Below are 14,655 nucleotides of genomic sequence, written 5' to 3'. Positions count from 1 at the left end.
GCGCCGCAATTCAAGCGCTGACTGACCGAGCCGCCCCGTGGGCGCACGCCGATTCGCGGCGCGCGACCCTCGGCGCGTCGCGGCCCGCTTTTGCCGGAGGTGTTGCGTATGCGAGCGGATTTCGACGTCTGCCTCGAGGAGGAAGTGTTCATCAACGATGCGGGCAAGCGCGACGCCGCCCGGGCCCGCACCCGCGATTTCCTGGCCGCCTGCCGCTCCGCCCACCCGCAGGTGCGCACCGAATTGATGGAGCCGCAGCTGGTCTGGGCGACCGAGCCGGCGAGCGATCTCGGCGACGCGCGCGCGACCCTCGCGGCCCTGCGCCGCGAGATCGGCGCGCTGGCCTCCGCCCGCGGCCTCGCCCTGATGGCGTCGGGCACCCATCCGCTGGCCCAGTGGAGCCGGGTGCGCCCGCGCGACCAGGCCGCCCGCGGCCGGGTGCTGCGCGACCTCCAGATGGTCGGCAGCCGCACCATCGTCTGCGGCCTCAGCGTCGGGGTCGGGGTGCCCGACGGCGTGTCGCGGATCGACCTGATGAACCGGATGCAGCCCTACCTCGCGCTGCTGCTGGCGCTCTCGACCTCGTCGCCGTTCTGGCAGGCGCAGCGCACCGGGCTCCTCGGCTACCGCCTCGCCGCATCGCGGGAGCTGCCCCGCAGCGGCTTGCCGCCGCTGTTCCGGGACGATGCCGATTACGCCCGCTACCTCGACATGGTGGTGGGAGCCGGCGCCATCGACGACCCGCGCCACGTCTGGTGGGTGATCTGCCCGTCCCCGACGGGGCCCGGGCTCGATCTCCGCATCGCCGACAGCTGCACCCGCCTCGACGACGCGCTCGCCATCGCGGCGCTCTACCGCTGCCTCGTGCGCCGGCTCGCCCACGCGCCGGCGCTTCACCGCGACCTCACCGGGGCCTCGCAGGCGATCGCGGCGGAGAATTGCTGGCGGGCCCAGCGCTACGGCATCCACGGCAGCTTCGTCTGCGAGGCGACGCGGACGGCGCGGCCGGTGGCGACGGTGCTCGCCGAGACCCTGTCGCTCGTCGCCGAGGATGCGCGGGCCTTGGGGTGCGAGGCCGAGCTCGACCTCGCCCGCTGGATCGTCGCCCGCGGCACCAGCGCCGACCGCCAGCTCGCCCTGTTCACCGAGGCGCAAGGGCGAGGCCTGCCGCCGCGGGAGGCCCTGGCGGAGGTGGTGGACTGGCTCACGGCCGAGACGGTGGGGGCGAACCCGACGCGGCATTGATACGGTTTCCGCATCGCGAAGCGATCAACCGGAAATCATATGAGAGCCTGTTGAGGCGCCCGACCGAACTGAAACCCTCCTCGTCATCCTGGGGCTCGACGAAGTCGAGAACCCGGGATCCATAACCGCTGACGCCGCCAGACGAGGCGGTCGGCGTTCCGCTACATCCTGAAAGGTCAGCGTTTATGGATCCCGGGTCCCGCTTTCGCGGCCCCGGGATGACATCGAGATGTCCAACTGGACGACGCTGGATGTCGCCTTGGATCATGCGAACGCTTCATCTGATGATCTTCGCGACAGTTGTCCGGCGCCCGTCCCATCCTCGACCTCATCCTGAGGTGTTAGTCCATCAGAGATGGACTGACCTCGAAGGAGGGTTCCAGGGATCGCAAGGCTTCTGGAGCCCTCCTCCGAGGCCAAGCGATCTTCGATCGCTCGGCACCTCAGGATGAGGTTGCGAGTGGGATGACAGCAGAGCCAGCCAAGCAGGATCTCAGCCGACCCTCACCGCCCCACCGTACACTCGATCTGCCCGTGCGGCTCGTCGGTGGCGATGAAGACCTGATTCGGGTTGTCGAGGCCGAAGGGCGCAAGGTTCGCCAGCAGGTAATGCTTGTTCGGGCAGGCGAGCGTGATCGTCTCGATCTCCGGCACCGCCGCCAGCGCCGCCATGCCCATCCGGTAGAGGCTGTCCTGCAGGCTGTGGCTGTAGCTGCCGGAGAAGACCCGCAGCAGCGTCTCGAGAATCAGCGCGTTGGCGGCCTCGTAATCGGCCGGCTCCGAAGTCCAGCGCCAGGTCGCCTCCATGCTGGTGGCGGCGATGCGGTCGTGGGTCTCGGGAATCGTGGTGTAGGGATCCTTGACGTAGTTGGCCCAGCCCGATTCCGTGCTCTTCAGGAAGGTGAAGCCCGACAGGCCGGATTCCACCACGGCACCTTCGCGCGACAGCTCCACCCGGGCGAAGGGCTGGCCGTTGCCGTCCAGCGTGAAGGTGTGGGGATGGGCGGCGCCGTCGACCGCGAGGCGGTTCCAGCGGGTCTCGTGGCCGGTGACGGTCGCCGTCTCCATCTGGGGATAGCTGTCGAGCAGGGTTTTCGCCACCGCGCGGCAGAACGCCTCCGCCGGCAGGGCCGGATTCTCGCGGGCGACGATGTAGACCACGTTCTTGACCGTGTCGGTCGAGACGGTGGCGCTGTTGTCGGCATCGGTGAAGGTGCGGTCGAAGGCGCCGGTCAGCATCGCCTTCACGGTCAGCTCGCGCACCTCGTGCCGGTCGCCGTCGCGGTGGACGCGCATCACCCGCACCCGGCCCTTGCCGTAGGTCTTGTGCAGCAGGGTCATGGGTTCCTCTTGCAATATCCCGGATCAGACGTGTTCGGCGGCGGAAGCGGCTCTGGCGGCGTCCCGCCCGGCCTGCTCGGTGCTGCGTACGCCGTTGAAGAAGGCGTTGAGCAGGACCGCGGCGATCGAGGCGAGCAGGATGCCCGATTCGAGCAGCGGATGCAGCGCGTGCGGCAGGTTGCGGAAGAAGGTCGGCGCCACCAGCGGAATCATGCCGAAGCCGACCGCGACCGCCACCACGAACTGGTTCTTCGGCCGGCCCCGGAAATCGACGCCCGTGAGGATGCGCGCCCCGGTGGCCGCGACCATGCCGAACATCACCAGCCCGGCGCCGCCGAGCACCACCTGCGGCACCGCCTCGACCAGCGCCGCCATCTTCGGCAGCAGCCCGAGGGCCAGCAGGATGACGCCGCCCGCCACGGTGACGTGGCGCGAGCGCACCCCGGTCACCCCGACGAGGCCGACATTCTGCGAGAACGAGGTGTAGGGGAAGGTGTTGAAGATGCCGCCCAGCAGCGTGCCGAGCCCGTCCGCCCGCAGGCCGCGGGCGAGGTCGTCTTGCGAGACCGGCCGGCCGGTGATCTCGCCCAAGGCCAGGAACATCCCGGTCGATTCGATCATCGTCACGATCATCACCACGCACATCGTGGCGATCGGCACCAGGTGGAATTGCGGCCAGCCGAAATGGAACGGCAGGATCGGGGCGAACCAGGGCGCCGCCGCGACCTTGTCGAGATGCATGAGCCCTAAGGACGCCGCCAGGACCGAGCCGGCGACGATGCCGAGCAGCACCGCGACGTTGGCGACGAAGCCCCTGCCCCAGCGGATCAAGGCGAGGATCACGAGCAGCACCAGGAGGGCGATGCCGAGGCCGCCGGCTTGGGCGTAGTTCGGGTTCGGCACGGTGGCGGGCACCCCATCGATGATCCTCGTCAGGGTCGGCTGGCCGCCGCCGGCCCAGTTGATGCCGACCCGCATCAGCGAGATGCCGATGACCAGGATGATCGTGCCGGTGACGACCGGCGGGAACAGCGGCAGCAGGCGGCTGACATGGGGCGCGACCAGGAGGCCGAACACGCCCGACGCGATCACCGCGCCGTAGATGCCGAGAAGCCCGATCTCCGGCAGGGCCCCCATCGACAGGATCGGGCCGACCGACGCGAAGGTCACGCCCATCATCACCGGCAGGCGGATGCCGAATCCCGAGAATCCCGCCGACTGGATCAGGGTCGCGAGGCCGCAGGCGAACAGGTCGGCACTGATGAGGAAGGCGACCTCTTCCGGTTTCAAGCCGAGCGCCCGGCCGACGATCAGCGGCACCGCCACGGCGCCGGCATACATCACCAGCACGTGCTGCAGCGCGAGCGGCACGAGGCGGGCCGGCGGCAGCATTTCCTCGACGGCGTCGGCGGGCTCGACTGTCATGGGGCGCATCTCTTCCTGCGGCATCCGGGGATGATGCGGGCGGACCGATCACGACGTCCCCTACGTCGCCCCGGCGCCTCATCATCGCCCATCCCGGGGCGGCCGCAAGCGCCGTGCCAGCCTCCAGCCGGGTTGCGCGGGTGCGCGCCTGGGTATTTGTTCACCATTCCGGGCCGACACTGCCCGCGCGGCCGGCAGCCCCTCGCGAGGGAGCGCGGCCGCATTCCGTTTTCAGACCTTCAGGCAAAGGCAGCCATGCGAACCATCGTGTATGCCGACGGCGGCTGCGATCCCAATCCCGGCCCGGGCGGCTGGGGCGTGGTGATCCAGGCCACGGACGGCACCGTCGAGCTGTGCGGGGGCGATCCGCAGAGCACCAACAACCGCATGGAGCTGACCGCGGCGATCCGGGCGCTGGAGCATTTCCCCGAAGGCGCGGCGATCGAGATGCGCTGCGACAGCCAGTACGTGGTGAAGTCGGTCACCGAGTGGATCCGCGGCTGGAAGCTCAAGGGCTGGCGCACCACCACCGGCCCGGTGAAGAACGTCGAGCTGATGCAGCGCCTCGACGAACTGGCGGCGCGGCGCGACGTGCGCTGGGTCTGGGTCAAGGGCCATTCCGGCGAGGCCGGCAACGAGCGCGCCGACCGGCTGGCGGCGCAAGGGCGGCGCCAGGCCCTCGGGCTGCCGCCGCGGGCCGACATCGCACCGGCCAAGACGCCGGCCAAGACCCCGGCTGCCTCCCCGGCTTCCGCTTCACCGTCATCCGCACCGCCCGTGGAATCCGCGCCCCGCGGCACCTCGATCCCGGTGGACGGGGCGCTGGGCCTGCGCCTCTCGCGCGCGGCCAAGCAGGCCGGCACCACCCCGCAGGCCTATGCCGACGAGGTGCTGCGCCTCGCCGTCGATCTCGGCCCCGAGGGGCTGGCGCTCCTGCGCGAGGCCAAGGCCCGGAAGCTGCCGGCGGCGTGAGGGCGCCGGGAAGCGGCCAGCGTTTCGCTTCTCCCTGAAACCTCGGCGTCCATGGATCCCGGGTTCCGCCGCGCGGCCCCGGGACGACCCGGAGGGTCCCAGGATCGTCGCGGGAAAGCCGGCACCGCCCGCTCACGCGCTCTTCGGGAACGGCACCACCGTGTCGTCGTCGGGACCGGCCTCAATCCCCCGCACCACCACCTCGATCATCCGGGCGAGCGTCGCCTGGTCGTACGGCTTGGCGAGCCGCGGCAGGCCGGCGGCCTCGTCGGGGCCGAGATCGGCGTAGCCGGTGGCGAGGATGAGCCTGAGGCCCGGCCGCTCGGCGGCGAGGCGGGCGGCGAGCTGGAGCCCGGTCATCTCCGGCATGGCGTGGTCGGTCAGCACCAGGTCGAGGGTCCGGGCGCGGCGCATCAGGTCCAGGGCCTCGCGGCCGGACCGGGCCTCGATCACCCGGTGGCCGAGATCCTCCAGCATCGCCGCGGTGTTCTCGAGCACCAGGGGATCGTCGTCGACGACGAGGACGACCTGCGCCGGCACGGGGCGGGCGGGAGCGCGGCGGGTGGGCGCCTCGACCGGCACGGGCATCGCGGAGTCGGGCGCCGCCACCGGCAGCCAGATCTCGGCGGTGGTCCCGGCGCCCGGCCGGCTGCGCAGCGACAGGCGGCCCTGCGACTGGGCCGCCAGGCCATGCACCATCGAGAGGCCGAGCCCGGTGCCGCGGCCGACGCCCTTGGTGGTGAAGAACGGCTCCTGGGCGCGGGCGAGGGTCGCCTCGTCCATGCCGGTGCCGGTATCGGCGACCGAGAGGCAGAGTTCGGGGCCGCCCGCCCCGGCTTCGCCCGTCCGGGCCGCGATCGTGACGGTGCCGCCCTCCGGCATCGCGTCGCGGGCATTGACCACGAGGTTGAGGAGCGCGAGCTCGAGCTGGTGGGCATCGACCAGGGCCGGCGGCAGCCCGGCGGGAAAGCGCGTCTCGATCCGCACCGCGGGGCCGATCGAGCGCTGGAGCAGGTCGGTCATGTCGCGCACGAGATGGGCGAGGTCGACCGCCTCGGGCTTGAGCTCCTGGCGCCGGGCGAAGGCGAGCATGCGCTGGGTGAGCGCCGCGCCGCGCTCGGCGCCCTGGACCGCGTTGTCGAGCAGGCGCAGCAGGCGGGGATCGTCGGGCAGGCGCTTGCGCAGCAGCTCAAGGCTGCCCAGAACCGCCATCAGCAGGTTGTTGAAGTCGTGGGCGACGCCGCCGGTGAGCTGGCCCACCGCCTCCATCTTCTGGGCCTGGGCCAACGCTCCTTGCGCCTGGACCAGGGCCTCCTGCGCCGCCTTGCGCTCGGTGATGTCGCGGGTCACCTTGGCGAAGCCGACGAGCCGGCCGTCCTCGCCGACGATCGGGTCGATGACGGTGCTGGCCCAGAACCGGCTGCCGTCCCGGCGCACCCGCCAGCCCTCGGCCTCGAACTTGCCGCTTCCGGCCGCGATGGCGAGCGCCTGCGCCGGCTCGCCGGCCGCCCGGTCCTCCTCGGTGTAGAAGCGCGAGAAATGGGTGCCGACGATCTCCTCGGCCGCGTAGCCCTTGATCCGGCGGGCGCCGGCATTCCAGTTCGCCACCACGCCGTCGCGGTCGAGCATGAAGATCGCGTAGTCGGTCACGCTCTGGAGGAGCAGGCGGTAGCGCTCCTCGCTGGCGCGGAGCGCCTCGGCCTCGCGGGCGACGCGCTGGGAGACGCGGCGGTCGATCGCGGCGGCGGCGAGCGCGAGGGTGAGGACCAGGAAGGTCACCGCGGTGACGCCGGCGGCGAGACGGACCTGGTCGACCCCCGCCCCGATCCCGGCGGGATCGGCCCCGCCCGTATGCGACGCGTGCAGGCCGCGCATGGCGGCGTAGTGCATGCCCGCGATGGCAAGCCCCATCGCCCCGGAGGCCGCGGCCCGCACCCAGAACCCGCTCTCGGCCAGCGCCAGCCGGATCGCCACCGTGGCGGCCCCGACGGCGATCAGCACCGAGGCGGCGACCCAGGCCGGATCGTAATGGAGCGTGGCGGCCAGGCGCATCGCCGCCATGCCGGTATAATGCATCGTGGCGATGCCGAGCCCGGTCACGACGCCGGCCGCGACCACCGCTCCCCGTCCGCCGCCGGCCTTCTGGGCGATGGCGAGCCCGAACGCCGTGACGGCGACCGGCAGCGCCAGGGAGAGCAGCGTCTGGCCGAGATCGTAGGTGATCTCCAGCCCCGGCAGGCGGAAGGCCAGCATGGCCACGAAATGCATCGACCAGACGCCGCCGCCGAGCACCAGCGCGGCGACCGTCAGCCAGGCCCACCGGGCCCAGCCGGTCGCGGCCTTCATCCGGCCGGCGAGATCCAGTGCCACGAAGGATGCCAGCATGGCGATGGCGATCGACAGGACGACGAGGACGGGATCGTGGACGCCTTGATGCGCCATCGGGCACCTTGATTCGCAGGAGCGGACCTCGCGGCAGGCCCGTCCGGCCCCGGCTCGGCCGGGCGGGGGGCCTCATTTGATACTCCAGCCCACCCGCCAGTGCGATGCACGAAGTGGGAGTTGTGCCATCACATTCGACCGGCCCGCGCCCGCAGGACTACCAGATGGTCGGTTTCGGGTTGCGCTCGTCGAAGCCCTTCTGGTGCCAGTAGGGATAGATCGGGGTTTCCCGGCTCGCCGCGTCGAGGCGGGCGATCTGCGCCGGATCGAGGGTCCAGCCGACGGCGCCGAGATTCTGCTTCAGCTGCTCCTCGTTGCGGGCGCCGACCACGATGTTGGCCACCGTCGGGCGGCTGAGCAGCCAGTTGAGCGCCACCTGCGCCACGCTGCGCCCGGTCTCGGCGGCGAGTTCGTCGAGCACGTCGACGACCCGGAACAGGGCCTCGTCGGCGACCGGCGGCCCCCCTTCGGCGCCCCCCGCCGCGATGCGCCCGCTGTCGTTCGAGCCGCGGCGGATCTTGCCGGTGAGGCGGCCCCAGCCGAGCGGGCTCCACACCATCAGGGCGACGCCCTGGTCGAGGCCGAGCGGCATCAGCTCCCACTCGTAGTGGCGGCCGACGAGCGAGTAATAGCCCTGGTAGGCGACGTAGCGCGCCAGCCCGTAGCGCTCGGAGGTCCCGAGCGCCTTCATCAACTGCCAGCCGGAGAAGTTCGAGGCGCCGATATAGCCGATCTTGCCGGCCCGGACGAGGTCGTCCAGCGCCCGCAGGGTCTCGTCGACGGGGGTGAGCGCGTCGAAGCCGTGCATGAAGTAGACGTCGATATGGTCGGTGCCGAGGCGCTTCAGGCTGGCCTCGCAGGCGCGCACCAGGTGGTAGCGCGAGGACCCCATGTCGTTCGGTCCCTCGCCCATCGGGAAGGTCGCCTTCGTCGAGATCAGCGCCCGGTGGCGCTTGCCCTTGAGCGCCTGGCCGAGGATCTCCTCGGAGGCGCCCTGCGAGTAGATGTCGGCGGTGTCGAAGAAGGTGACGCCCGCGTCCAGGCACAGGTCGACCATCCGGCCCGCCTCGGCGACGTCGGTCCGGCCCCAGCGCTGGAAGAACTCGTTGTTACCCCCGAAGGTGCCGGTGCCGAGGCTCAAGGCCGGGACCTTGAGGCCGGAGCGGCCGAACTGCCGGTATTCCATGGCGCGTGCCCTCATCTGGCGCCGGGCGGTGCGCCCGGCGGCGTGGGATGGGGGGTGTCTTAGGAGCCGGGAAAGCGACGACAAGCCGGACGGGTGCGGGATCCGGCTTCACGCCACCTGCCGCAACCCCGGCCCGGCGAGCACCACCCGGTCGCGCCCCTGCGCCTTGGCCTGGTAGAGCGCCCGGTCGGCGAGGCCGAGCAGGGCCTCGAAATCGCCCGTGCCGTCGGTGCCGGAACTCCGGGCGACGCCGACGCTGACCGTGACGACGAGACCGGGCGCCCGGTCGGGGCGCATCGCCGCCACGGCGAGGCGGACGGACTCGGCGATGGAGGCCGCCCCGGCCGCGTCGGCGCCCGGCAGGAGGCAGGCGAATTCCTCGCCGCCGAGGCGCCCGAACGCGGTTCCGGCGGGCAGGACGCGTCGGGCGGCGGCGCAGAAGCCGACCAGCACCGCGTCACCGACCGCGTGGCCGAAGGTGTCGTTGACCCGCTTGAAGTGATCGAGATCGAACAGCAGCAGGGCGGCGGGCCCATGGCCGAGCACGACGCGGGCCTCGGCCGCGAGCGCCCGGCGGTTGGCGATGCCGGTGAGCGGGTCGGTCCCGGCGACGCGGCGCTGCTCGGCCTCCAGGCGCTCCTTGGCGAGCGCCATGAACAGCACCGAGACCGCCACCGTGTAGAGCAGGGCGACGAAGCACAGGGCCGCGACCCAGCCGGTCTGGACCGGGGTGCCGGTCGGCGGGACCGGCAGGACCAGGGTGGCGGGGATCCGCGCCCAGATCAGCAGCCCCTCGCTGGCGAGGAGGATCGCCGCTGGGGTCCGCGACGGCAGCCGGTCGCCGCCATGGTGCCAGAGGGTGCGGGCGGCGAGCGTGCAGTACAGGCCGGCCACCGCCGAGGACAGGATCACCCGGGCGCCGAGGGAGGCGTAGAACGGCGGCACCAGGCAGGCGGCGAGCCAGAGGAGCGGGCCGGCGGCGAGCCAGGCGAACGGGATGCGCCGGCCCTCGAACGAGCGGGCGCCGCACCACATCAGCCCGAAGGCGACGAGCATCACCGCGTTGGCGAGCCCGATCGACAGCCAGTCCGGGATGACGTCGCGCAGGCCGAACAGGGTGATCGCGGCGGCGCCCACCACCTGGGCCGCGCCGAGGAAGCCGAGCGCCCGCGTCTGCCGCGCCTGGCTCCAGGACAGGAGGTACAGCGCGCCCATCACGACCATCACGAAGACGGTCACGGTCACCAGGGTCGGCGCGTCCAGCTTCATGTGCGTGGGTTTCCGGCCCGGGCCGACTCGGCACCCGGTTGTAGCACGCCCACTTCTCGAAAAGTGTCAAAGCGCGGTCGGGAAACCCTCGAATGGGTGAGAGCCGAGGAAATTTTTCTGGGGTCGGACGGGATTAAGGAGGCGGGCCGGCTCACGCCGGAAGGCGGCGGAACCGCCACGCCACCCGGGTGCCGTCGGCGGCGGTGAGGTGGAGCACGATCTGCTCGGTGCGGCGGGCGCCGTTGAAGGCGGCGAAGAACACGCTCTCCTCGATCACCGGGTCGACCTCGTCGGCCTCGAACAGCCAGGGCGCGCCGGCCCCGGCGAGCCGCACGCCGCCAGCGACCCGGCTCGCCCGTACCGACGGGTGGAGATGGAAGCGGATCGCGGTCTCCACCGGGCCGCCCCGCCCGCCCGCCTCGCGCACGAAGCCGTCATGGCCCTCCAGCAGGGCGCCGTCCGGGTGCAGGCGCCAGCGCCGCTCGTGCAGGAGGCCGAGCGTCGGGGCGTAGCCGTCGTGCCGGGCGGCGAGCACGGCGGCCCCGGCCGCGTCGGTGCCGCGCTCGACCGCGACCTCGGCCGGCCCGCGCACGACGATCGGCCCCATCCGGCGCTTGAGCCAGGCGGCGAGCGGGTGGATCAGGCCCGGCTGCGACAGGGAGAGGAAGCGGCAGGAGGAGGTATCGGCGAGGCACGCGGTGGAATGGGCCGCGGTGGTGCGGGCGAGCTCCCGCATCTCCTCGCCGGTGGCCGGCATGCCGCAATTCACCACCAGCCGCTGCGGCCCGCAAGACAATTCGAAGGACAGGCAGCCGGCGCCGGCCAGCGCCGAATAGGCCGGCGGCGGAGCGGCACCGATATCGGCCACCACCAGGGTGCCGCCCCCGCCCTCGAGGCGGGCATAGCCCGAATGCGGCGCGTGCATCAGGGGCTTGGCCAGTGCGCCGTCATAGACCAGCAGGGTCGCGAGCTGGTCGGCGGCAGTCGCCCCCATGCCGTTGTGGTGGCCGAGGGAGGCGTCGCCGTGGCGCAGGAGGCGCAGGAGCGGCAGCATCCGGTCGATGGCATTGAGCAGCGAGTCCGGCGGGGCGATGTCGCGGCTGAGGAAGCTCTGGCGCAGCGGCAGGAGGTCGAGGAGGAGGTCCTTGGCAAAGCCCGGGTCGCGGCTGCGATGGCCGCCATCGGGCAGGATCTGGCGGGTCAGCTCGCGGTGCAGCAGCCGCGTGCCCCGGCGCAGGACGGGCTCGAACCCCTCGCAGCACAGGCCCGCATAGGCGAGCGCCACCGCGCAGACGAGCCGGTCGCGGGGCATCACGCCGCGGCGCAAAGCCCGGTCGAGACTGCGGGTGGAACGCCCGATCAGCTTCAGGAAGGCCTGGTAGAAGGCGTGGTCGGCCCCCTCCAGCACCAGGGGCGACTGGGACAGGAGCGAGATCAGCCGCCTGGCGACCACGGAGGGCCGCTGGGCCAGGACCGGATCGCCGCGGCCGGCCATGACATCCTGCACGAAGGCGCGGGCGTTGGACCGCGACAGCGCGCTCTCGGCGGCGCGCAGGTGGCGCAGCCAGCCGAAGCCGTAGAGCGCCTCGCCCCATTGGCTCGACGGCGGCGCGAAGTCGAAGGGCGAGCGCCCGCCGGTGGCGAGCGCCCGGCCGGCGAACACGAACAGGCCGGCATAGATGTCGGCCGCGATGGTCGGGTCGCTGGTGCGCAGGTCCTGCGGCGCGATGACGAGGCCGGTCGGGCGCAGGCGGGCGAGCGCCGAGGGGCGCGAGGTCGCGCGAACGGCGGCGGCCCGCAGGACGCGCCCCGCCTCGTGCCCGACGAGCCGGTAGAATCGCCAGCGGTCAGGCCCCCAACCCACGCCACCTCCTGCCCGTGGACCGGCGCCGTGCGGCCACGCTCAAGGAATGGTCAAGGATCGTCACGGGGTCAAACCGCCGGATCGCCCCGTGAACAGGTTCCTCACGCGCCGCGCCGCTCCAGCCGCACGGCGAAGAAGCCGTCGAGCCCGCCGCGGCCTTCGTCCGGCCAGTGCGACGGCAGGGTGCGCAGGTCCCCCGACGGCGTGACGAGGGCGGGATCGCCGACCTCCTCGGGCGTGATCGGGCGGCGGACGAAGTCCGGCTGGCGCTTGAGGAAGGTCTCGGCCTGCACCTCGCCCTCCGCCGGCTCGAGCGAGCAGGTGCAGTAGACGAGGCGCCCGCCCGGGCGGGTGAGCCGCGCCGCCTTGTCGAGGAGCCGGGCCTGGAGCGCGGTGAGGCGGGGCAGGTCGCTCTCGCGCTTGGCCCAGGCGACGTCCGGGTGGCGCCGCACCGTGCCGGTGGCGCTGCACGGCGCATCGAGCAGCACCGCGTCGAAGGGCCGGTCCTCCGGCAGCGCCAGCGCGTCCATGGCCTTGACCTCGGCCGAGAGGCCGAGACGGGCGAGGTTCGCTTCCAGCCGGCGCAGGCGCGGGGCCGAGCGGTCGACGGCCAGCACCGTGGCGCCGCTTGCCGCGAGCTGGGCGGTCTTGCCGCCGGGCGCCGCGCAGAGATCGGCGACCCGCTCGCCGGCCTGCACCCCGAGGAGATGGGCCGGCAGGGCCGCGGCGGCGTCCTGCACCCACCAGGCGCCGTCCTGGAAGCCGGGCAGCTCCGGCACCGGCGTGCGGGCATCGTCGAGGCGCAGGCTCAGGCCGCTCGGCAGGCGCCGCCCGTCGAGGCCGTCGGGCAGCGCGGCGCCCGGGCGTAAGGTGAGGTCGAGCCCCGCCCCCCGCGCATGGGCCGCCGCGATGGCCCGGGCGGTCTCCTCGCCATAGGCCTTGATCCAGCGCTGCGCGAGCCAGCCCGGCGTGTTGAGGCGCAGGGGCTCGGCATCGCCCTCCTGGCGGATCGCGTCGCGCTCGCGGGCGATCCGGCGCAGGACGGCGTTGGTGAGGCCGCCGAGATGCTGCATCCCCGGCTCGGCCTTGGCGAGGCGCACCGCCAGGTCGACGGCGGCGTGGTCCTGGACGTTGAGGTAGAGGATCTGCGCCGCCCCGGTGGCGAGCAGCGCCACGAGGCCCGGCTGGTCCTCCGGCAGGCCCTTCGCCAGGCTCTGGTCGAGGGCGTTGAAGATCACCCCGAGATGCCGGAACGTCGTGGAGGCGATGGCGCGGGCGAGGCCCGCATCCTGCGGCGGCAGCGCGGCCCGGTGGACGACCGGCTCCATCGCGTCCTCGAGCGCCGTGCCGCGGTTCTTGCCGAGCAGGTCCGCCACGATCCCCCAGGCGAGGCGCCGCGCCGGCAGGCCGGCGGCCTCGGGGCCCGCACCGGCGTTGTGTTGTCCGTCCATCCTCACTCCACCACGCCCCCGGGCCTGGAACGGCCCGCGCGCGCCTCGCCCGTCCGCGGGCCTGATCTTGACGCTGCCGCCCGCGCCCTCCACCTCGGAGGGAACCGGCGGCCTGATCTCCCGGGGTGGCATCCGGCCGCCCGAGATGCAAGCGCCGCGACGCAGAGACCGAGCGAGACCCGATCGATGAGCGAGAGCGAGACTCCGTCCAAGACCCTGTCGCCGGCGGCGCAGCGGGCGCTGGCCGAGGCCGAGGCGCGGCGGGCCGAGATCGACGCCCGGGCGGACGAGATCCGCCGCGAGCGCGAGATCAACGGGCGCGGCGGCCTGGAGCCGGTGCGCTACGACGATTGGGAAGTGAAGGGCCTGGCGACCGACTTCTGAGGAGAGACCGATGGGCTTGCTCGACGGGCTGCTCGGCCATGGCAGCGACATAGCGCCGGAGGCGGTGGCGCAGGAACTCGACGGGATGCTGGTGCCCGGCGAGACCGTGCAGGTGGCGTTCCGGGTGATCCGCGACCTGATGGTCTTCACCGACCGGCGGATGATCCTGGTCGACAAGCAGGGCGTGACCGGCCGCAAGGTCTCGTATCTCACGGTGCCCTACCGGGCGATCACCTCGTTCTCGATCGAGAATGCCGGCAGCTTCGACATGGATTCGGAGCTGACGATCTGGGTCTCGGGCCGGCCCGACCCGATCAGCCGCACCTTGAAGCGCGGGGCCGACATCCGCGGCATCCAGCGGGCGATCGCCGCGACCTTGCGGTGACCTGACGTCTGGAACGCCCGCCCTTCCGCTTCCGTTGGGGTCGCGAAACCCGCGACAGGAGCGATGACCATGGGTGACACGACGATCAAGAAGGTGTCCGGCGGGCAATCGCCGCAGGGGCCGGACGGCCAGCGCTACCTCGCCTCCGGCAAGCAGGTCGCGATGCGGCTGTGGGTCGACGAGCCGCCGACCGACGACAAGCCGAGCGCCGCCCGCGACTACGAGACCGTCGGCTACGTGATCGCCGGCCGGGCCGAATTGGTGGTCGAGGGCCAGACCGTGCGGCTGGAGCCGGGCGATTCCTGGCTGGTGCCGGCGGGCGCCGAGCACACCTACCGCATCCTCGAGACCTTCACCGCCGTCGAGGCGACGTCGCCGCCCGCGTGAGGCATGCGCGCGAGGGCTGAGGAGGGGGGGCACGCGCGGTCCGCGACACGGGAGGCTGCGCGAGTGCGAGTGCGGGCGTGACGAAAGCCGTGCGTGAACCCTCCCCCCTCTGCGGGGGAGGGTGGCCTGCGGCGAGTGCGCAGCACTCGTGCCAGGCCGGGAGAGGGGCAGCACGACGCTTCGGGGCTTGGCGCCCTTCAGTACGTTTCCGCCTTATCCGGAAGCGTGGTTCCCCTCTCCCGCCCGGCTCCGCCGGGCACCCTCCCCCGCAGAGGGGGGGAGGGTCACGCTCCGGCAGTCGTCG

At 72.6% G+C, this 14,655-nt stretch carries 12 protein-coding genes; 5 read left to right on the top strand and 7 right to left on the bottom strand.

Translation table 11 applies throughout. The annotated features are described in order from the left end of the window. Positions 1-108 precede the first annotated feature (108 nt). Positions 109-1,245 carry a YbdK family carboxylate-amine ligase gene (locus F1D61_RS20905; protein WP_203153803.1) on the top strand — a complete coding sequence of 379 codons (1,137 nt, stop codon included), beginning with the start codon at positions 109-111 and terminating at the stop codon, positions 1,243-1,245. Between the two features lie 504 nt (positions 1,246-1,749). Here F1D61_RS20905 and pucL read toward each other — a convergent pair. Beyond that, complete coding sequence (gene pucL / locus F1D61_RS20900; protein ID WP_203153801.1) at positions 1,750-2,586, bottom strand: factor-independent urate hydroxylase; 837 nt, start codon at positions 2,584-2,586, stop codon at positions 1,750-1,752. A gap of 24 nt (positions 2,587-2,610) precedes the next feature. Further along, positions 2,611-4,011 carry a nucleobase:cation symporter-2 family protein gene (locus F1D61_RS20895; protein ID WP_203153799.1) on the bottom strand — a complete coding sequence of 467 codons (1,401 nt, stop codon included), beginning with the start codon at positions 4,009-4,011 and terminating at the stop codon, positions 2,611-2,613. A 255-nt stretch (positions 4,012-4,266) separates the two neighbouring features. Between F1D61_RS20895 and rnhA the strand changes: the two genes are divergently transcribed. Continuing rightward, positions 4,267-4,983 (top strand): ribonuclease HI, encoded by a 717-nt coding sequence (rnhA, locus tag F1D61_RS20890; RefSeq protein WP_203153797.1) that lies wholly within the window; start codon positions 4,267-4,269, stop codon positions 4,981-4,983. Positions 4,984-5,115: 132 nt separating this feature from the next. On the opposite strand, the gene F1D61_RS20885 is transcribed toward rnhA, so the two are convergent. The 5 genes from F1D61_RS20885 to F1D61_RS20865 form a co-directional block, all read right to left on the bottom strand. Further along, positions 5,116-7,425, bottom strand: coding sequence for an MHYT domain-containing protein (locus F1D61_RS20885; protein ID WP_203153789.1), 2,310 nt, complete (start codon positions 7,423-7,425; stop codon positions 5,116-5,118). 157 nt (positions 7,426-7,582) lie between these two features. After that, entirely contained in the window at positions 7,583-8,611 is a 1,029-nt protein-coding gene (locus F1D61_RS20880) for an aldo/keto reductase (RefSeq protein ID WP_203159185.1), read from the bottom strand. 108 nt (positions 8,612-8,719) lie between these two features. Then, positions 8,720-9,880, bottom strand: a complete 1,161-nt coding sequence (locus F1D61_RS20875) for a GGDEF domain-containing protein (protein ID WP_203153787.1) — start codon at positions 9,878-9,880, stop codon at positions 8,720-8,722. 151 nt (positions 9,881-10,031) lie between these two features. Beyond that, entirely contained in the window at positions 10,032-11,744 is a 1,713-nt protein-coding gene (locus tag F1D61_RS20870; protein WP_203153785.1) for a heparinase II/III family protein, read from the bottom strand. A gap of 101 nt (positions 11,745-11,845) precedes the next feature. After that, the gene (locus F1D61_RS20865; RefSeq protein WP_203153783.1) at positions 11,846-13,195 is read right to left on the bottom strand and encodes an RsmB/NOP family class I SAM-dependent RNA methyltransferase; all 1,350 of its coding nucleotides are present in this window, start codon (positions 13,193-13,195) and stop codon (positions 11,846-11,848) included. A 186-nt stretch (positions 13,196-13,381) separates the two neighbouring features. Here F1D61_RS20865 and F1D61_RS20860 point away from each other — a divergent pair, with 186 nt between their 5' ends. The 3 genes from F1D61_RS20860 to F1D61_RS20850 all read left to right on the top strand — a co-directional run bounded on the left by F1D61_RS20860 (position 13,382) and on the right by F1D61_RS20850 (position 14,351). Next, a complete protein-coding gene (locus F1D61_RS20860) occupies positions 13,382-13,579 on the top strand; it encodes a DUF1674 domain-containing protein (protein ID WP_203153781.1) in 198 nt (65 codons plus the stop codon). Between the two features lie 10 nt (positions 13,580-13,589). Next, positions 13,590-13,964 (top strand): PH domain-containing protein, encoded by a 375-nt coding sequence (locus tag F1D61_RS20855; protein ID WP_203153779.1) that lies wholly within the window; start codon positions 13,590-13,592, stop codon positions 13,962-13,964. Between the two features lie 69 nt (positions 13,965-14,033). Continuing rightward, a complete protein-coding gene (locus F1D61_RS20850; protein ID WP_203153777.1) occupies positions 14,034-14,351 on the top strand; it encodes a cupin domain-containing protein in 318 nt (105 codons plus the stop codon). Positions 14,352-14,655: the final 304 nt, after the last annotated feature.

Source organism: Methylobacterium aquaticum, assembly GCF_016804325.1.
GTDB lineage: Bacteria > Pseudomonadota > Alphaproteobacteria > Rhizobiales > Beijerinckiaceae > Methylobacterium > Methylobacterium aquaticum_C.
The sequence above is the reverse complement of the archived record's forward strand: the minus strand, read 5'-3'. Positions and strand labels throughout refer to the sequence as shown.